This is a genomic window from Streptomyces sp. CB02923, from assembly GCF_001905005.1.
Lineage (GTDB): Bacteria > Actinomycetota > Actinomycetes > Streptomycetales > Streptomycetaceae > Streptomyces.
Genome location: NZ_LWKZ01000024.1, coordinates 208,643 through 227,144 on the forward strand (window position 1 = coordinate 208,643; position 18,502 = coordinate 227,144).

14 protein-coding genes are annotated in these 18,502 nt (G+C 71.8%); 9 read left to right on the forward strand and 5 right to left on the reverse strand.

What is annotated here, in order from left to right; genetic code table 11:
• Positions 1 to 38: 38 nt before the first annotated feature.
• From A6A06_RS24370 to A6A06_RS24405, 8 genes are all read left to right on the forward strand, one after another.
• On the forward strand, positions 39 to 1,508 hold the full coding sequence (locus A6A06_RS24370) for an aldehyde dehydrogenase family protein (protein ID WP_073763481.1): 1,470 nt from the start codon (positions 39 to 41) through the stop codon (positions 1,506 to 1,508).
• Entirely contained in the window at positions 1,505 to 3,163 is a 1,659-nt protein-coding gene (locus A6A06_RS24375; protein ID WP_073763482.1) for an APC family permease, read from the forward strand. Before A6A06_RS24370 ends, A6A06_RS24375 begins: the two co-directional genes overlap by 4 nt.
• Positions 3,164 to 3,455: 292 nt before the next feature.
• A complete protein-coding gene (locus tag A6A06_RS24380; RefSeq protein WP_073763483.1) occupies positions 3,456 to 4,631 on the forward strand; it encodes a L,D-transpeptidase family protein in 1,176 nt (391 codons plus the stop codon).
• 296 nt (positions 4,632 to 4,927) lie between these two features.
• Complete coding sequence (locus A6A06_RS24385) at positions 4,928 to 5,443, forward strand: helix-turn-helix domain-containing protein (protein ID WP_073763484.1); 516 nt, start codon at positions 4,928 to 4,930, stop codon at positions 5,441 to 5,443.
• Positions 5,444 to 5,637: 194 nt separating this feature from the next.
• Positions 5,638 to 6,162 (forward strand): hypothetical protein, encoded by a 525-nt coding sequence (locus A6A06_RS24390; protein WP_079194298.1) that lies wholly within the window; start codon positions 5,638 to 5,640, stop codon positions 6,160 to 6,162.
• 8 nt (positions 6,163 to 6,170) lie between these two features.
• Positions 6,171 to 7,415 (forward strand): MAB_1171c family putative transporter, encoded by a 1,245-nt coding sequence (locus A6A06_RS24395; protein ID WP_073763485.1) that lies wholly within the window; start codon positions 6,171 to 6,173, stop codon positions 7,413 to 7,415.
• Between the two features lie 8 nt (positions 7,416 to 7,423).
• Positions 7,424 to 8,656, forward strand: coding sequence for a cytochrome P450 family protein (locus A6A06_RS24400; RefSeq protein ID WP_073763486.1), 1,233 nt, complete (start codon positions 7,424 to 7,426; stop codon positions 8,654 to 8,656).
• 50 nt (positions 8,657 to 8,706) lie between these two features.
• Positions 8,707 to 9,444, forward strand: coding sequence for a hypothetical protein (locus A6A06_RS24405; protein WP_073763487.1), 738 nt, complete (start codon positions 8,707 to 8,709; stop codon positions 9,442 to 9,444).
• 22 nt (positions 9,445 to 9,466) lie between these two features.
• Here A6A06_RS24405 and A6A06_RS24410 read toward each other — a convergent pair whose 3' ends face one another.
• Both A6A06_RS24410 and A6A06_RS24415 read right to left on the reverse strand, forming a co-directional pair.
• Positions 9,467 to 10,213: a thioesterase II family protein gene (locus tag A6A06_RS24410; protein ID WP_073763488.1), complete on the reverse strand. Its 747-nt coding sequence runs from the start codon at positions 10,211 to 10,213 to the stop codon at positions 9,467 to 9,469.
• 185 nt (positions 10,214 to 10,398) lie between these two features.
• Positions 10,399 to 11,826 (reverse strand): tetratricopeptide repeat protein, encoded by a 1,428-nt coding sequence (locus A6A06_RS24415; protein ID WP_073763489.1) that lies wholly within the window; start codon positions 11,824 to 11,826, stop codon positions 10,399 to 10,401.
• Between the two features lie 129 nt (positions 11,827 to 11,955).
• Between A6A06_RS24415 and A6A06_RS24420 the strand changes: the two genes are divergently transcribed.
• Complete coding sequence (locus A6A06_RS24420) at positions 11,956 to 13,986, forward strand: M6 family metalloprotease domain-containing protein (protein WP_073763490.1); 2,031 nt, start codon at positions 11,956 to 11,958, stop codon at positions 13,984 to 13,986.
• Between the two features lie 60 nt (positions 13,987 to 14,046).
• Here the strand turns inward: A6A06_RS24420 and A6A06_RS24425 are convergent, their stop codons facing one another.
• The 3 genes from A6A06_RS24425 to A6A06_RS24435 form a co-directional block, all read right to left on the reverse strand.
• Positions 14,047 to 14,778 (reverse strand): lysophospholipid acyltransferase family protein, encoded by a 732-nt coding sequence (locus A6A06_RS24425; RefSeq protein ID WP_073763491.1) that lies wholly within the window; start codon positions 14,776 to 14,778, stop codon positions 14,047 to 14,049.
• A 120-nt stretch (positions 14,779 to 14,898) separates the two neighbouring features.
• Positions 14,899 to 15,999 (reverse strand): isoaspartyl peptidase/L-asparaginase family protein, encoded by a 1,101-nt coding sequence (locus A6A06_RS24430; protein ID WP_073763492.1) that lies wholly within the window; start codon positions 15,997 to 15,999, stop codon positions 14,899 to 14,901.
• 213 nt (positions 16,000 to 16,212) lie between these two features.
• Positions 16,213 to 18,285: a phosphocholine-specific phospholipase C gene (locus A6A06_RS24435; protein WP_073763493.1), complete on the reverse strand. Its 2,073-nt coding sequence runs from the start codon at positions 18,283 to 18,285 to the stop codon at positions 16,213 to 16,215.
• Between the last annotated feature and the right edge of the window lie 217 nt (positions 18,286 to 18,502).

Below are 18,502 nucleotides of genomic sequence, written 5' to 3' on the forward strand. Positions count from 1 at the left end.
GGCCGCCCGTCCGCGAGCACAGGCACGGAGGCTCACCCATGCCGGAGCTGTTCATCGGGGGTCAGTGGACCGCCGCGGCCGACGGGGAGGCGCGCGAGATCCGCTGTCCGGCGGACGGCACGCTGGTCGCCACCGTCGACGAGGCGGGTGCCGCGGACGCGGCCGCCGCCGTCGCCGCGGCCCGCGCGGCGTTCGACGACGGGCCGTGGCCGCGCACCCCGGCCGCGGAGCGCGGGGCGCTGCTGCTGCGCGTCGCCGGTCTGCTGGAGCGCGACAAGGACACGTACGCGCGAGCCGAGTCCCTGGACACCGGGAAGCGGTTCGTGGAGAGCCAGTACGACATGGACGACATCGCCAACTGCTTCCGTTACTTCGGGAGTCTGGTCGCGTCCGGCAACGACGGGCGGGTGGTGGACACCGGGCAGCCGGAGGTCGACAGCCGGGTGGTGTACGAGCCGGTCGGCGTCTGTTCCCTGATCACGCCGTGGAACTACCCGCTGCTCCAGACGGCCTGGAAGGTGGCCCCGGCCGTCGGCGCGGGCGACACCTTCGTCCTCAAGCCCAGCGAACTGACCCCGCACACCGCGATCCTGCTGATGCGGACGCTGACCGAGGCCGGGCTGCCGGACGGAGTCGCCAACCTGGTGCTGGGCGCCGGTGCCGCCGTCGGCGCGCCGCTGACCACCGACGAGCGGGTGGACCTGGTGTCCTTCACCGGCGGGCTGGTCACCGGGCGGGGCATCATGGCCGCCGCCGCGCCCACCGTGAAGAAGATCGCGCTGGAGCTGGGCGGCAAGAACCCCAACCTCGTCTTCGCCGACACCGACTTCGACACCGCCGTCGACTACGCGCTGATGGCGGTGTTCCTGCACTCCGGGCAGGTCTGCTCGGCCGGCACACGGCTGCTCGTCGAGGACGGGCTGCACGACGACTTCGTGGACGAGGTGGTGCGCCGGGCGCGGGCGATCCGGCTGGGCGGGCCGTTCGACGAGGACGCCCGCAGCGGGCCGCTGATCTCCGCGCAGCACCGCGACAAGGTGGAGACGTACGTGGCGGCGGGCCTGGCCGAGGGCGCGGTGCTGCGCTGCGGCGGCGCGCGCCCCGACGACGCGGCCCTGCGGGACGGCTTCTACTACCTGCCGACCGTGCTGGACGAGTGCTCCCCCGGCATGTCCGTGGTCCGCGACGAATCGTTCGGGCCGGTGCTGACCGTGGAGCGGTTCCGTACCGAGGACGAGGCCGTGGCGCTGGCCAACGACACCGTCTACGGGCTGGCCGCGGGCGTGTGGACCGGGAGCGGGGAACGCGCGCACCGGGTGGCCTCCCGGCTGCGCTCCGGAACCGTGTGGATCAACGACTTCCACCCGTACGTCCCGCAGGCCGAATGGGGCGGCATGAAGCAGTCCGGCGTCGGGCGGGAGCTGGGCCCGGCCGGGCTCGGGGAGTACCAGGAGGCCAAGCACATCTGGCGCAACACCGCGGCCCGGCCGCAGCGGTGGTTCGAGTGAGCGGCGGGCCGGCGGCGGAGGCGCCGGACGGCGGGAAGACGAACGGCGGGAAGGCGGACGGGAACGGCACCGCGCCGGACGACGCGGACGACGCGGACGACGCGGCCGACACCTCCAGCGACGACGAGTCCCTCGCGGAACTCGGCTACAAGCCCGAACTCAAACGCACCCTCGGAAACTTCCACACCTTCGCGGCCGGCATCAGCTACATCTCGATCCTCACCGGCACCTTCCAGCTCTTCTATTTCGGCGTGAATCACGGCGGACCCGCCTACTGGTGGTCCTGGCCGATGGTCTTCTGCGGCCAGCTGATGGTGGCCCTGTGCTTCTGCGAGCTGGCCGCCCGCTACCCGGTGGCCGGTTCGGTCTACAACTGGTCCAAGCAGCTGGGCGGCCCGCACGTGGGCTGGCTCGGCGGCTGGATGATGATGACCGCGACCATGGTGTCGCTGGCCGCCGTGGCGCTCGCCTACCAGGTCACGCTGCCGCAGATCTCCTCGTTCTTCCAGTTCGTCGGCGACGGCTCCGGGCAGACCGACCACGCCGCCAACGCCGTGCTCCTCGGCGCCGCACTCGTCATCTTCACGACGCTCATCAACGCGTTCGGCGTCAAGCTGATGGCGCAGATCAACTCCGCCGGGGTGGCCATCGAGCTGATCGCCGCACTGGTGCTGATCGTGCTGCTGGCCGCGCACATCACCCGCCCGCCGAGCGCGGTGACCGAGACCTACCAGCTGGCCGAGGGGCAGTCGCTGGGCTACCTCGGCGCGTTCCTCACCGCCTCGCTCGCCTCCGCCTATGTCATGTACGGCTTCGACACGGCGTCGTCGCTCGGCGAGGAGTCCAAGGACCCCGGCCGCAACGCGCCGCGCGCGATCCTGCGGGCGCTGTTCGCCTCGTTCCTCATCGGCGGGCTGATCCTGCTGTTCGCGCTGCTGGCCACGCCGGACCTGCACGCCGAGGAGCTGTCCGTGGACGGGCTCCAGTACGTCGTGCTCAGTACGCTCGGTCCGACCATGGGCCAGATCATGCTGTGGTGCGTGGTCATCGCGATCACGGTGTGCGCGCTGGCCGTGCACACCGCCGGCATCCGGCTGGCGTTCGCCATGGCCCGGGACACCAACCTGCCGGCCGCCTCGCTGCTCGCCCGGGTCAGCCCGCGCTTCCAGACGCCGGTGGCGCCCGCGGTGATCATCGGGTGCATCGCGGTCTGCATCCTGCTGATCAATGTCAATCAGCCGCAGATCTTCTCGGTGATCACCAGCATCGCGATCATCATGATCTACGTGGCGTACCTGATGGTCACCGTGCCGATGCTGGTCCGGCGGCTGCGCGGTCAGTGGGAACCGGCCGAGGGCAAGTTCTCGCTGGGGAAGTTCGGCCTTCCGGTCAACGTCCTCGCCGTGCTGTGGGGCACCGCGATGGCCGTCAACCTCGCCTGGCCGCGCCCCGAGGTCTACAACGCGACCGGCCCCCAGCACTGGTATCTGCGCTTCGGCGCGTTCCTGTTCGTCGGCATCGTCGCCGTCGGCGGCTTCACGTACTACTGGTTCGTGCAGCGCAAGCGCACCTGCGTGCTGGCCGGACACGCCGCCGAGACCCCGGAGGAGGAGCCCGAGGACCCGGCGGGATCCGCCGCTCCCCCCGCCTCCTGACGGCGGCCCGGGTACCGGGCAGGGGCGCACCGCACGAGGCCGACGGCCCGGCGGTGCGCCCCTGACGCGTTCCGCCACAGAAAGCGGAATGTCATCTTCCGCCTGCCCGGCGCACACCTGTACCGATCTGTGACACACATATCCGTTTCTCCAGGCAACCGATCATGCAGTGCTGCCCGTCTGCATGTACGGCGGTCACCGACAACCGGCCCGGCGGTCCCGAAGGACCGCGCAGGGGGAGGCCGGGCGGTCCCCGCCACAGCCAGTTGTGTTGCTTTGGAGGGAACCTCTCGTGCACGTCAGATCAGCCCGTCGCACAGTCCAGCTGACAGCCGCCCTGCTGGGAGCCGCGCTGATGACCGCGTGCGGAGCGGACGGCGGCTCGCAGGCGTCGGACAAGCCGGCGTCGAAGGTGACCGTGACCCCGGCGGCGGGCAGCAAGTCCGCCAAGCTGGGGTCCCCGATATCCGTGAAGGTCGACGGCGGCAGCCTGACGTCCGTCGAGGCCAAGGACGACAAGGGCGGCAAGGTCGGCGGCAAGCTGTCCGGCGACGGCTCGTCGTGGCTGTCCGACAGCAAGGTCAAGCCGGGGACCACGTACACCGTCCACACGAAGACCAAGTCGGGCGACGGCAAGGAGTCGGCCGCGGACTCGTCCTTCACCACCGAGCAGGCCGGCAAGGTCAACAAGCTCACCAACACCCCGTCCAACGGGCAGACCGTCGGCACCGGCATGCCGATATCGATCCTCTTCGACCACCCGGTCGCCAAGGACCAGCGCGCCGAGATCCAGAAGGCCCTCAAGGTCACCACGCAGCCGCAGGTGGAGGGCGCCTGGGGCTGGGTCAAGGACTGGTCGGGCAAGGACCGGATCGACTGGCGGCCCAAGACCTACTGGCCGGCCGGCACCAAGGTGTCCGTCAAGGGCGGCCTGGGCGGGATCGACTCCGGCAAGAGCGGCGGCTGGTTCGCGCGCGACTACGACTTCGGGTTCACCGTCGGCCCGGACCACAAGGCCGTCATCGACGTCCCGTCGCACAGCATGACCCTGTACGAGAACGGCAAGAGCGTCGGCACGATCACCGGTTCCGCGGGCTCGCCGCAGGACCCGACGCGCGGCGGCGTGCACACCGTACGCAGCAAGAACGCGTCCGAGACGATGGACTCCTCGACGATCGGCCACGGCAACGAGTGGATGCTGGACTCGAAGTGGGTGACGCACCTCACGGCGTCGGGCACCTTCCTGCACTCCGCGCCCTGGAACAAGTCGCTCGGCGTGGTCAACAACAGCCACGGCTGCTTCGGTATGTCCACCTCGGACGCCAAGCGGGCGTACGACTTCCTCCCGATCGGCTCCACGGTCGAGGTGAAGAACACCTCCAGCACGAAGAAGACCGATGTGGGCAACGGTCTGGAGGTCTGGCAGGAGAGCTGGGACCAGTGGCAGCAGCGCAGCGCGGTGAAGTGACCGCGGCGCCGGCAGCAGCGTCCGGGCGCGTCGGCGCCTGAGTGTGCGAGCGTGAGGTGGGGCTCTCCCGTAGGCGGGGCGAGCCCCACCTGCGGTTGCGGACGTGTTCGGACCACACCCCCGTGCCGGTCCGAACTGTCCGCCCCGCGTCACACCAGAGTCTTTGACTCAGGTGTGAAGAATAGAGGGTCCGGGCGACACGTGCCAGCCCATACGGGCGGGAGCGCCCGTTCACCCCGGCAGCCGGACCACTACAGTGGAAGTCTCACGTTTGGCCTTGAAGGGAGCGCGGCGCGATGGGGGACGAGGACCGCGGGCCGGTCAGCCTGGCCGAAAAGCTGGACCGGCTGTTCCAGGAACGAAGTCGCGAGCGGGGCAAATCGCTGTCCGCGAACGACGTCGCCACCGAGATAAACATCAGGGCCGGCGAGCAGGTGATCTCCGGCAACTACATCTGGCAGCTCCGCAAGGGCAAACGGGACAACCCGACCAAGCGCCACATCGAAGCCCTCGCGGAATACTTCGGCGTACCCGCCGCGCACTTCCACGACCAGCAGGACGCGGGCTCCGGCGGCACCTCGGCCGACCGGGCCGACCAGCCCCCCGAGCTGCTGGAGGCGATGCAGGACGCGGGGGTCATCGCGATGGCCGCGCGCTTCATGGACATGTCCGCCGAGTCCCGTACGGCCGTACTGGAGATGATCGACCGGGTGCGCAAACTGGAAGGGCTGCCGGACGTGGGCAGCTCGGCGGGCAACACGACGGCCAACCCGATGGGAAATTCCGGAGAAACCTGGCGTACCGCTCGCTGAATCATGTCCCTGACCGACTTACGCCCCGCGCCGTCCCCGGACACTCCCCCGCCCCTTTCCGGGCCGGGTGACCGGGCGGCCGGGGCCGCGGCAGCCCGCGGGCCCGCACACGACCCCGCCCGGGAGGGGCCATCCGGCGCTGCATGAGAATGGCACGTGTACCTTTCATGGCCGAGGCCGAAGGAGAGCACGCCATGAAGTTCACACGGCGACCGGACCGTGTGCTCGCCGACTGTTCGGACCGGCTGCGCGGGCTGCACATCCCGCGCCCCTTCGAGCTGGGTGCCTTCCTGGACCGGCTCGCCGAACAGCGCGGCCGCCCGATCCACCTGGAGCCGCAGGTCACCCCGCCCGCCGGGCCGTGCGGCCTGTGGATCGCCACGAAACGGGCCGACTACGTCTTCTACGACGCGGCCACCACCGCACTGCACCGCGACCACATCGTGCTGCACGAGGTCGGCCACATGCTCAGCGGCCACTCCAACCTGCTCTCCGGAGAGGTCGCACACGCCCTCGTGCCCGACCTCGACCCCGGCTCGGTCGAATCCGTCCTGGGGCGCAGCCACTACAGCGACCAGGACGAGCAGGAGGCCGAAATGCTCGCCTCGCTGATCCTGCGGCGCGCCGACCGCACCCCCGCCCGCCGCACGGCGACGTCCCAGCAGGCCGAGGTCCTCAGCCGCATGGACGACGTCTTCGGCTCTCCGAAGCGACGGTAGAACCCCGAATGGTCAACGTTCTCTTCCTCTCCATAGCCGCCGTCCTGCTGCTGGCCGCCGCGTACAAGGCGCGGCCGCTGCTGCGCCGGCCGCGGCCGCGGGGCCTGGGCGCCCTGTGCGGCTTCCTGACCGGGCTGGGCGCCTCGCTGGTGTTCCTGACACCGGCCGTCGGCGACGCGCTCAGCGTCGTCACGCCCAAGCTGGGCCGGCTGCTGGGCAACTGCAGCACGCTGGCCGCCGCCACCTGCATCTCGATCCTGCTGCTGCGCTTCAACGAGGAGCCGCCGGACGCGGACCGCAAGGCCCGCCACCGGCTCGTCTCGCTGGGTGTCGTCCTGGTCGCGATGGCCGTCCTCTTCTTCTCGTCGCCCACGGACGACTCCCCCGGCGCCCCCACCTTCGGCGAGCTGCCGCGCACCGAACCGCTGCTGAACCTCTACGTCCTGGTGTTCACCGTGCACCTCGGCGTGGCCATCGTCGACCTGCTGCGCCAGGCGCTGCGCTACTCCCGGCACGCGCCGCGCACCAGCCTGCGCTACGGGCTGCGCATCATCGCCGCCGGCTGCGCGCTCGGCATGGTCTACATCGGCTACAAGATCGTCCATGTGGTCGGGCTGTGGACCGACGCCGGGTGGCTGCCGCCCGAGCAGCTGTGCACTTCGCTGGTGACGCCCGCGACCTGCACGTTCAGCGTCGGCCTGCCCGCGATCTGCAGCCTGCTGCTCGTCGTCGGCGTCCTGCTGCCCGCCCTCGGACCGGCCCTGACCTGGCCCTGGCGGCGCATCCGCCTGTGGCACCTGCACCGCGGACTGCACCCGCTGTGGGCCGCGCTGTCCGCGGCGGTGCCGGAGATCCAGCTCACCGCCACCGAGAACCGGTACGCGGCGCCCGACCCCGAGTTCCGGCTCTACCGCCGGGTCATCGAGATACGCGACGGCATGCTGGCGCTGCGCCCGCACCGCAGCGACGAGGTGCGCCGCACCGCCGAGGAGCGGCTGCGGGCCGACGGGGCCGACGCGCGGGAGGTCGACGCCGGGGTCGAGGCGGCCGTACTGGCCGCGGCGCTGGAGTCCCGGCACCGCGGACGCACTCCCGCACACCCGGTCAGCGCCGAGGACGCGACGCTGACCCGCCCCGAACTGACGAACCTGATCGACGAGGCCCGCTGGCTGCGCCGGGTCTCGCACGCCTTCGTCTCGTCCGGTGCCGGCCCCGCGCCGGCCGAACCGTCCCGGCCCGCCGCAGGAATCTGAGGTCACACGTGAGTCACCCCATGGAGTCACCGGAGTTCTTCCGCGACCCGTACCCGCTGCTCGCCGCGCTGCGCGAGCGCGGCGCCGTCCAGCAGGTACGGTCCGGGCCGCACGGCGCGACCTGGCTGGTCACCGGCTGGGCCGAGGCCCGTACCGCGCTGGCGGACGCCCGGCTCTCGAAGGACACCACCCGCTACTTCGCGGACAAGCCGTCCAAGCGCAACCTCGCCCCCGCCGTCAGCGCCACCATGCTGGCCACCGACCCGCCGGACCACACCCGGCTGCGCAGACTGGCCGTCAAGGCGTTCACGCCGGCCGCGGTGGCCCGCCTGGAGCCGCGCGTGGCCGAGATCGCGGACGGCCTGCTGGAGCGGATGGCCGCGCGCGGCGGCACGGCCGACCTCGTCGAGGACTTCGCCGTACCGCTGCCCATCGAGGTCATCGGCGACCTGCTCGGCGTGCCCCGCGAGGACCGCACCGCGCTGCGCCGCTGGTCCAACGACCTCTTCGCGGCCGGCGCCCCGGACACCATCGACGCCGCCTCGCACGCGATCAGCGACTACATGACGGACCTCATCGCGGCGAAGCGCGCCGCGGGCGGGAGCTCCGCGGGCGGCGCCGGGGCCCCCGGCCGCGACCTGCTGACCGACCTGATCGCCGCGCGCGACGAGGGTGACCGGCTCAGTGAAGCCGAACTGGTCTCGCTGGCCGTCCTCCTGGTCGTCGCCGGTCACGAGACCACCACCAACCTGATCGGCAACGGCACGCTCGCCCTCCTCCAGGACGACGCGCTCCGCACCCGGCTGCGGCAGGACCCGTCCCTGATCCCGGACGCCGTGGAGGAGCTGCTGCGGTACGACTCCCCGATCGCCACGGCCACCTTCCGCTACGCGGCCGAACCGCTCACCCTCGGCGGCGCCGGGATCGCGGCGGGCGACGTGGTCCTGGTCTCGCCGGGCGCCGCCAACCGCGACCCCGCCCGCTTCACCGACCCCGACACCCTCGACACCGGCCGTTCCACCGGCCACCTCTCCTTCGGCCACGGCCCCCACCACTGCCTCGGCGCTCCGCTGGCCCGCCTGGAAGGCCGTATCGCCTTCCAGGCCCTCCTCACCCGGTTCCCGGACCTGCGCCTCGCCGTTCCCCCCGCCGAACTCCAGTGGCGCCACACCCGCCTGATGCACGGCCTGGCCCACCTCCCGGTCACCTGCGGGGCCGTCCCCTCCACCGAGGTGGCCTGAACCGGGCCCGGCATCCGCCGGGCCCGCCCGTCCGCGGCTACGGTGCGGCCATGCCCCGCTGGAAGCACCGGGCCTTGTGGCAGCCGCCGTCGGAGCGCGCCACGGACCTCCTCGCGCCGGTCCTGCTGCGGCGCCTGCTCGACGGCCGTCCGCTGCAACCCCGTTGGCTCCCCCGCCCTCAGCTGACCGTCCTCTCCGGCGACCTGGACCCCGCCGCGGGCGTCGCGGCGCTCCAGCACGTCTGGCGTCACCGCTCCGCCCGCTCGGTGTCCTGCACGTCGTTGTTCGAACGCTGCGGCGACAGGTGGCGGTGGACGGGTGGCGGTGGCACGAGGCCCGCCGACCCGCTGCCCGGACGGCGCCTGAGGGCGGGCGAGCCGGGCCAGACCGGCATGGTGGAGATCCTCGGCAGCACCACCACGCTGAGCCGTGCCGGCCGCGCGGCCCTCGACGTCCCGGTCCCGCCCTGCCCGGCCCCGATGATCGGCGCGCTGGAGCTCCAGGTGGCCGCCGAGGTGGACCATCTCCTGTTCGGCGACCGGCGCGTCGGTGTCCCCTCGCCCGGCTTCCTCGTCGTGGTCTGGAGGTTCCCGCCTCCGGCCGGTCCGGCTCCGCCCGCCGGTGCCCTCTCCGGCAGTGCCACCTGGCCTCCGATCCGGTGCCTGGCCGCCGACGGCTCGCTCCTCTCCGAGCTGGCACCCCTGGATTCCCTGGACAGCTACACCTGGCAACGGATAGCCGACGAGGACACGCGCTCCCCGGGCCGCCCCGCGGGCACGGAGGAGTGAGCGGCCCGGGAGCGCGGAGCCCTCACTCCCCCGACGCGAACCGCTCCACCGCGCGGCACACCGCGGCCGCGTGGTCGCCGAGGTAGAAGTGGCCGCCGGAGAAGGTCTCCTCGCGGTACTCGGCGATGGTGTGGGCCTTCCAGGCAGCCGCTTCCTCGCGCGTCACGCGCGGGTCCGCGTCGCCGGTGAGGCACAGGAGCGGGATGTCGAGGACGGCGTCGGCGGCGGGCCGGTACAGCTCGATCGCGCGGTAGTCGTTGCGGATCGCCGGGAGGATCATCCCTACGATGTCCGGGTCGTCGAGGAGTTCGCTGTGGGTGCCGTCCAGGCGGCCGACCTCGGCGAGGAGTTCTTTGTCGTCGGCCTGGTGGAGGTAGGTCTCCGCCCGGAACGTCGAGGGCGCGCGACGGCCGGAGACGACGAGCCGGCGGGGTGCCGGCCGTCCGAGGTCCGCGAGCCGCCGGGCGGTCTCGAAGGCGACGGACGCGCCCATGCTGTGCCCGAACAGCACCAGCGGAGTGGTGTCGTCCGGGCTCAGGCAGCGCACCACCTCATCGGCGAGGCCCTCCACGGAGGTGACGAAGGGTTCGCCCCACCGGTCCTGGCGCCCCGGGTACTGGATCGCCGACACGTCGAGCTGTGCGCCGAGATGGGCGGCGAACGGGCGGTAGTACGAGGCGGACCCCCCGGCGTGCGGGAAGAAGATGAGGTGGGCGGCGGGCCGCGGGCCCCGGCGTACGTCCCGGATCCAGGCGTTCTTCCCCGTCATGTGTACGTGCTCCTGTGCTGGTGGCCGGTGGTCGGGCTGCTCGTCGGCGTGCGGTCCGGCCCGAGGCCGGGCCGCACGCCGACGAGTCAAGGATGACCGGTCCCGGGGGTGTCGGGCCAGCACGAATTCGATCAAGAGCACGCGCCCCGGGCGGCGCCCGGCGCCGGGTGCGGGCGCCCGGTCCCTCAGCGCGCCAGCGCCGCGGCCCCCGGCTGCGCCTGTTCGGCGGCGCGCGTGCGGGCCATGGCCGCCTTGGCGGTCTCGCCGATGCGGTCGGCGAGGCGTGCCTGGGCCAGCCAGTTGTACGGGCAGACCGGGCGCAGGCTGATGCGCTCGCTGAGCAGCGTCCGGGCCAGGTCGTCGCGCCCGGCGCGCAGCGCGGCCTCCAGCAGCGTCTTCTGTACGGCGTCCCGCTGGGCGTGGCTGCCGCCGAAGGTGTTCAGGCGGTAGCGGACGGGGGCGAGGAGGTCGACGGCCTGCTCGTACCTGCCCTGTCCGAAGGCGGTCAGGGCGCGGCAGACGGGCAGGCCGATCCCGGCGGTCATGGCGTGGTTGGACAGTGCGGGCCGGGCGCGGCCGAGCCATGCCTCCCGTTCCGCGACGAGGCGTTCGGCGTCGGCGAGGCGGCCGGCGCCGACGTACGCCATGACCGCGTGCACGTCGTTGAAGGCGTAGTACGGCGGGTCCCGGCGGGCCGCCCAGGCGTCGGCGAGCCGGGTCCAGCGGGTGCCGGTGTCGCAGTCGGCCAGCAGGAGCCGCCACAGGAGGGCCGAGGCGTCCAGGAGCTCCATGGCGAGGCCCTGCGACTCCTCGTGGTGCAGCACGGCGTCGTAGATCTGCAGCGCCCGGCCGGTGTCGCCGGATTCGAGGGCGTAGAGGCAGTAGTGCCACCAGTTGTGCACGTTCAGGTAGTTGCCGGAGGCCCAGTCCTCCGTGCGGGCGTCCAGGAAGCGGATGCCCTGCGCGAACTGCCCCTGCATCTCGTACGTGTGCACGACCGCGTGGATGCCCCACACGTCGCGGGGGTTGCGCTGGACGGCCGCCAGGCCGGTTTCCTCCGCGCGGGCGTAGTGGCCCGACTCCTCCAGGCCGAAGGCGTACATGCCGAGGAGGTGGCCGTAGTGCGGGTCGTCCTCGGGCCAGGCGGTGAGCGCGCCGCCCACCCGGTCGCGCAGCCGGGGGGCGTCGCCGGTGAGGAAGTCGATCTGGTGGCCGACGGCGAGCGCGAGTTCGTCGCGCGGGAAGGCGACGGTCAGCTCGCCGAGGACGTGTCCTGCGCGGTGGATGTCACCGTTCAGCCAGGAGGTGGCGGCGGCGAGGTGCATCCGTTCGCGGTCCGTCGGCTTCTCGGCGCGCATGCAGTCCGCGAAGCGGGTGAACGCCGCCTTGGCCGCGGTGGCGTCCTTCTCCTCCGTGCCCAGCAGTCCGAGGTAGGCCGCGAGGACGTTGCCCATGACGGACTTGGGGGCGGCTGCCAGGACCGCCTGCGACTCGGCGGCGACCTCGCTGCGGAAGAGAAGCAGTTCGCGCAGTGCGTTCTCGTAGTGGGACACGGCTTCCGTGCCGGTCCGGGACATCGGGTGACCGTGCCGGTCGCTCACCGTTCGCGGCATCATCAGCTCCTCACGACACTCTGGCACTCTGGCGCCACTCCGTCCCCCGCCTTACCTTGTCAGGGGTAGGACTTCTGTTCGATCACCTTGTCATGTCCTGGACTTGAGATCACAGACAAGAGGTGCGCCTTGTTCCTTCCCCACAGACCGGCCCGCCCATACCGCGGCAGGCCCGGCAGACTCGGTGTTCTCGCCCTCCTTCTCGGCGTCCTGGCCGCCGTCGCCGCCGGACCCGCACGGGCCGTCCCCGAAGCCACACCCTCGGCCCGGCCCCCGCTCGCCCAGCCCGTCGACCCGCAGAACTGGCGCAATCCCGACGACATGACGTGGGCCGAATACCGCTCGGTCCCCGGCACGAACTGGGCCGACCCCGCCCTGAAGCCCACCAAGCGCATGTTCAAGGGCGCACTCGTGCTGCTGGACTACCCGGACGAGGAGTTCAGCGTCACCCGGCCCGCCGGCTCGTCCGTCTTCGGCAACCCGCAGCCCAGCGCCCACGACATCCCCCGCGCACAGGTGCCCGCGTTCTACCGGGACTTCCTGAACAAGCCGGGCAAGCTCAACCGCGGCCACACCATCAACGAGTACTGGATGGAGGACTCCGGCGGCCGGCTCGGCGTGGAACTGACCTCGTTCGGTGTCTACCGGATGCCGTTCAAGTCGCACCAGTACGGAATCGAGCCCGGTATGAACCCCGGCGCCTGCCCCGTCGGCGACAGCTGCGGCAAGAACATCCGCACCGACGGCAAGGCCGCCTGGACCGCCGCCGTGGGCGATGCGGAGACCAAGAAGTACGACTTCATCTTCTACCTGACCGCCGGGCAGGACGAGTCCGCCGCCTGGCAGGAGTTCGGGCAGATGAAGTTCGCCTCGCCCGCGGACGTCCCGGCCGCCTGGGGCCCGCCCTCCCCCATCCAGGGCGGCGGGAACGCCGCCCGCACCCGCTACGTGCCGTGGACCTCCTGGAAGGCCGCCGCCCGTATCTGGCCCAACGCCGAAACCGGCTCCTCCACCCAGGCCGAGAGCTCCGGCATGGCCGTGTACGCCCACGAGTTCAGCCACATCCTCGGCATCGCGGACAACTACAACAACCCGTACGGCACACCGGTGCGCCGCGCCTACACCGGCATCTGGAGCATGCTCTCGCGCGGCTCCTTCAACGGGCCCGGCGGCCCGCACACCCGCTGGCAGATACCGGCCGCCAACGGCGCCTCGATGGGCTCGCAGCACGTCCTGCGCGACAAGCTCAAGCTGGGCATCGTCGACGAGAAGAACGTCCTGCGCCTGGACCGGGACGCCCTGAAGACCTCCGGCGTCGCGGTCGCCAAGGTCACCGCGCGCTCCGCGCAGCCCGGCGCCAAGGGCCTGTCCGGCGTCAACATCACGATGGGCCGTGACCTGGAACCGTCCTGCTCCACCACGTCCGACCCGCTGTGCGACGGCGGCGGCTACGACAACTACACCGTCGAGGTCGTCGACCGCATGGGCATGGACTCCTTCACCCCGGACAACGGGGTCCTGCTCTCCAAGACCAAGAACGAGGACCAGGCGCCGTTCGCGTGGGTGATCGACGCCCACCCGGAGGACATCGGCATGGTGGACTACCGGCGTCCCGACGGCACCCCGCAGATGATCACCATGGGCGACTACCGGCAGCTCAGCGACGCGCTGTTCCACGCGGGCGCGGACTCCGGCAGCGAGTACGAGTACGTCGACCGGGCCAACCGGCTGCACTTCTACGTCCTCGGCATCGAACGGAACCGGTCCGGCGTGCTGAGCTACACCGTCGCCGTACGGTCCCTGGACGGCGCGGGCCCGCAGCGCCGCGGCCTGAAGCTGCGGCACGGCACGGCGTACGGCAAGCCCGCCAAGGGCCGGGCCGTGTGCACCTTCCCGCTGACCAACACCGGCGGGCCCGGGAGCGGGGGCGCGCACCTGGACTCCGACGTGTACCGGCTCTCGGCCGCCGCCTCCGGGCGCGGCTGGTCCGCCTGGCTGCCGAACCGGCTCGCCACCGCGAAGTCCGGCGGCACGGTGAGCGTTCCGGTCGCCGTGACGGCGAAGCCGGATGCCGCCCGGCACGGCCGGGTCGTCCTCAGCGCCCGCTCCGAGAGCGATCCGCACAAGACCGTACGGGCCACCTGCGCGCTGGGCCGCTGACCCGCTGCACGGGCCGTGCCGCTTCCCCCGGGTGAGCGGCACGGCTGCCCGGCCGGGGCGTCAGGCGGCGCGGCCGGCCGGTACGGCGTGCCGCGCCGCACCCGGCTGCTGCCCGGTTCCCGCCTGCTCCTTGGCCTCCGCCGCGTACGTGTCGACGTACTCCTGCTCGGACAGCTTCAGCAGGGCGTACATGATCTCGTCCGTGACGGCCCGCAGGACCAGGCGCTGGTCGGCCAGCCCGGCGTAGCGGGAGAAGTCCAGCGGCTCCCCGAAGCGGATGGTGATCGGGACGACGCGCGGCAGCCGGCGGCCGGCCGGCTGGGCCTCGAACGTCCCGATCATCGCGCAGGGGACCACCGTCGCGCCCGTGCGCAGCGCCATCTCCGCCACGCCGGTCTTGCCCTTGTACATCCGGCCGTCGTGCGAGCGCGTGCCCTCGGGGTAGATGCCGAGCAGGTCACCGCCGCGCAGCACCCGGACGCCTTCCTCCACGGCGGCCTGGCCCGCGCTCCGCCCGGAGCGGTCCACCGGGATCTGCCCGCAGGCGCGGAAGAAGGCCGCCGTCAGCCGCCCTTTGACCCCCCGGCCGGTGAAGTACTCCTGCTTGCACAGGAAGGTGATGCGGCGCTTGACCGTCGCCGGCATCAGGAAGCTGTCGCAGAAGGAGAGGTGGTTGCCGGCGATGATGGCGGCGCCCGACGCGGGCAGGTTCTCCAGCCCTTCGACGCGGGGGCGGAACAGGCACCGCAGCAGCGGCACCAGGACGATGGATTTGAACAAGTAATAGAACATGTAACTGATCCCCTCCCCAGAGTGATCCCCCCGCGTCGGGGGACGGTAGTGCCGCTCCGGTTCCGGAGGGAGAGGGCCTATTGAGCCACCGTCAGGCGGTCGGCCACCGCCGGGCGGAGATCACCGGTTCGCGGGGGTCTCGTCGGCGAAGACCTTGGTGACGAGGCGCCCGTCCTCGGTCAGGTAGCCGTGCAGCATGCCCTCGCTGCTGTGCGGGGCGTCGAAGACGCCCTCGGCGTTCAGCGCGATCACGCCGCCCGTGCCGCCCAGTTCCGGCAGCCGCTCGACCAGCACCTCGTACGCGGCGCCGGCCAGGTCCCGCCGTCCGAACTCGATCAGGTTCGAGATCGTGACGGTGGCGGCGCCCCGCAGGAACACCTCGCCCGCTCCGGTGGCGCTGGCCGCGACGGTGCCGTTCTTGGCGTACGTGCCCGCGCCGACGACGGGCGAGTCGCCGACCCGGCCCGCCATCTTGTCGGTGAGCCCCCCGGTGGAGGTCGCCGCCGCCAGGTTCCGTGCCCCGTCCACGGCGACCGCGCCCACCGTGCCCTGCGTCAGCGTCTCGCCCGTACCCTTCAGCCGTCCCTTGGCCTTCAGCAGTTCCTGCCAGCGCTTCTCGGTCCAGTAGTAGTCCTGGGTGACGGTCGGCAGGCCGCTGCGGGCCGCGAAGTCGTCGGCGCCCTCGCCCGCCAGCAGCACGTGCTTGGTCTTCTCCATGACCAGCCGGGCCGCCGAGACGGGGTTGCGTACGTTGCGGACCCCGGCCACGGCCCCCGCCGCCAGGTCGGAGCCCCGCATGACCGACGCGTCCAGCTCGTGGCCCGCGTCCTCGTTGAACACCGCGCCCTTTCCCGCGTTGAACAGGGGGTTGTCCTCCAGCCTGCGGACCGCGGCCTCGACGGCCGCGACGCTGCTGCCGCCCTTGCCGAGGATCTTCCGTCCGGCGCGCAACGCCTCGGCCAGCCCGTCGCGGTACGCCTTCTCCAGCGCGGGGGTGGTGTCCTCGCGCTTCAAAGCAGTGCCCGCGCCGCCGTGCACCGCGATGACGACGTGGCGGGCGTCCGGCTGCGGTTTGCCCTTGGCCGCCTGCGCAGCGGCGGGCTCGGCGGCTCCTGGGCGGCCTGCGGAGACCGCGCTGCCGGGCACCACCGACAGCAGCGCGGCCACGGACAGCGCGCCCGCGCACACACACGTCAGGCGGATTGCCGGGTTCCTGGCCATGGGCTCACTCCCTCGAACGCACCCCGCCCGAGCGCGGGGTTGGCGGGTATCGGTCGCACACGGTCCGCGCGATCTGCGGGAACGACCGGCGGGGCCGTTGATCAGGCGTCGGCACGATATCGCGTGCATGCCAAGGCCAAGCCGTCATGATCCGGACAGACCGCCGGGCCGCCCGCCCCGTATACAGGGAGGGCGGCCCGGCGGCCGTACGGCTCACACGGTCCGGATCGCGGGGTCGCTCACTCCGGCCGCGCCGTTCTCCACATGCCCGGCGAACCGGCGCAGGAAGGTGCGGTCCGCGTCGCAGACCACGCTCACGTCGTACCAGCGCTTGCCCGCCCGCAGGTCCACGGTGTGGGTCACCCGCTGCCCCGGGCGCACGGTGACCTTCCGGGAGGCACCGCTGTACGCGTCGGTGAGCGTGAGGGTGCGGGCACCGTCGGCCGCGTTGGTCAGGACCAGATCGAGGTTGCCGGTGGCTCTGTCGTGCCGCGCGGTCACCTCCGGCCCGGCCGTCTTGCCCGGCCCGCGGAACGTGCGCAGGAACCCGTTCGGGCCGAACACCGAGAGGTCGTACGTCCCGTTCGAGTACGCCGTGTTCCAGCTGTCGGAATCCTTTTTCCCGCGCTCCGTGGTGTACGTCCACGGGCCGTCGCCGCGGTTCGGCGCCGTCACGTAGAACTGCGCGCCGGCCGCGTCACCGCCGCTGAACGTCAGGCGGTACTTCCCGGCCGCGACGTCGGCGGCACCGTCCACGTACGGCTCGTAGGGCAGCGGCCGGGTGGGGCGCGCGCCGCGTTCCTGCCGGGGCAGGCTGCCGTGGGCCGGGGGCCGCGGGTGGAAGTCGGCGGGCTGGGGGTGGATCGGCGTGTAGCCGCCGGTGTCCGGCAGCGTGCCCGGCCTGCCCGTACCGCTGAAGTCGAACGCCGAGGTCAGGTCGCCGCAGACGGTGCGCCGCCACTTCGAGATGTGCGGCTCGGGCACGCCGAAGCGCCGCTCCATGAACCGGATGATCGAGGTGTGGTCGAAGGTCTCGGAGCAGACGTACCCACCGGTGCTCCAGGGCGAGACGACGAGCATCGGCACGCGCTGGCCGAGGCCGTAGGGGCCGGCCTGGAAACCGCCGCCGCCGGGGTAGAGCTCCAGTTCGGTGGAGACGGTGGACCGCCCCTGGTCGGCGTCGGCCGGCGGGTACGGCGGGACGACGTGGTCGAAGAAGCCGTCGTTCTCGTCATAGGTGATGAACAGGGCCGTCTTGCTCCACACCTTCGGATCGGAGGTCAGCACGTCCAGCACCTTGGAGATGTACCAGGCACCGTAGTTGGCGGGCCAGCTCGGGTGCTCGGTGTACGCCTCGGGACAGGCGATCCAGGAGACCTTCGGCAGCGTGCCGTTCTTGACGTCCGCGCGGAGGTCGTCGAGGAGCTGTCCGCCCTTCTTGACGTCGGAGCCCCGCCGGGCCTTCTCGTAAAGGGGGTCGCCCGGCTTCGCGTTGCGGTAGCTGTTGAAGTACAGCAGGGAGTTGTCGCCGTAGTTGCCCCGGTAGTGGTCCTTGATCCAGCCCCAGCTGCCGTTCGCGTCCAGGCCGTCGCCGATGTCCTGGTAGATCTTCCAGGACACCCCCTTCGCCTCCAGCCGCTCCGGGTAGGTGGTCCAGCTGTAGCCCCGTTCGTCGTTGTCCAGGACCGGGCCGCTGGGGTCTTCGACGCCCTTGCCGTCGTTGCCCGTGTATCCGGTCCACAGGTAGTAGCGGTTCGGGTCGGTCGAGCCGATGAACGAGCAGTGGTAGGCGTCGCAGACGGTGAACGTGTCGGCGAGCGCGAAGTGGAAGGGGATGTCCTTGCGTGCGAGGTGCGCCATCGTCGTGGACGTCTTGGCCGGAATCCACTGGTCGTAGCGGCCCTTGTTGAACGCCTGGTGGCTGCCGTTCCAGTCGTGGTTGAGGTCCTCGATGAAGGTCAGTCCCAGGTAGTCGTCCTTGGTCTCGGGCCGGAAGGGCAGCACCTCCTTGCCCCCCTTGTCGGCCTGGTGCCAGACCGGCTTGCCGCTGGGCAGCGTCACCGGTCGCGGGTCGCCGAAGCCCCGTACGCCGCACAGGGTGCCGAAATAGTGGTCGAAGGACCGATTCTCCTGCATCAGCACGACGATGTGCTCGATGTCCTCGATGGTGCCGGTGCGGCGGTCGGCGGGGATCGCGGCGGCGCGGGCGATGCTCTGCGACAGCGCGGAGTACGCGGTGGCCCCGCCGGTGAGTTGCAGGAACCGCCGCCGGTTGAGTTCTGGCATGGCTGAAATGACCCCTCGGGATGGGAGGTATGGGCGCGACTGGAGTGTTCCAAGAGGAACGAGGCCGCGGGAAGACGCCATGACGTCCGGGTGGCGTGTCGCAAGATGAGACATGAACAGGCGGAGGACGGCCTTCCGTTCCCGCCACACCGGGCATACGGTGCTCCGGCCCCCATACCGCCCGGCTGCCGTTCGAGCCGGACAGGTGGCGACGTGT

Coding starts and splice junctions, on each gene's coding strand:
- A6A06_RS24370 (WP_073763481.1), top strand. CDS start 39: ATGCCGGAGCTGTTCATCGGGGGTCAGTGGACCGCCGCGGCCGACGGG.
- A6A06_RS24385 (WP_073763484.1), top strand. CDS start 4,928: ATGGGGGACGAGGACCGCGGGCCGGTCAGCCTGGCCGAAAAGCTGGAC.
- A6A06_RS24390 (WP_079194298.1), top strand. CDS start 5,638: ATGAAGTTCACACGGCGACCGGACCGTGTGCTCGCCGACTGTTCGGAC.
- A6A06_RS24395 (WP_073763485.1), top strand. CDS start 6,171: ATGGTCAACGTTCTCTTCCTCTCCATAGCCGCCGTCCTGCTGCTGGCC.
- A6A06_RS24405 (WP_073763487.1), top strand. CDS start 8,707: ATGCCCCGCTGGAAGCACCGGGCCTTGTGGCAGCCGCCGTCGGAGCGC.
- A6A06_RS24410 (WP_073763488.1), bottom strand. CDS start 10,213: ATGACGGGGAAGAACGCCTGGATCCGGGACGTACGCCGGGGCCCGCGG.
- A6A06_RS24415 (WP_073763489.1), bottom strand. CDS start 11,826: ATGCCGCGAACGGTGAGCGACCGGCACGGTCACCCGATGTCCCGGACC.
- A6A06_RS24425 (WP_073763491.1), bottom strand. CDS start 14,778: ATGTTCTATTACTTGTTCAAATCCATCGTCCTGGTGCCGCTGCTGCGG.
- A6A06_RS24430 (WP_073763492.1), bottom strand. CDS start 15,999: ATGGCCAGGAACCCGGCAATCCGCCTGACGTGTGTGTGCGCGGGCGCG.
- A6A06_RS24435 (WP_073763493.1), bottom strand. CDS start 18,285: ATGCCAGAACTCAACCGGCGGCGGTTCCTGCAACTCACCGGCGGGGCC.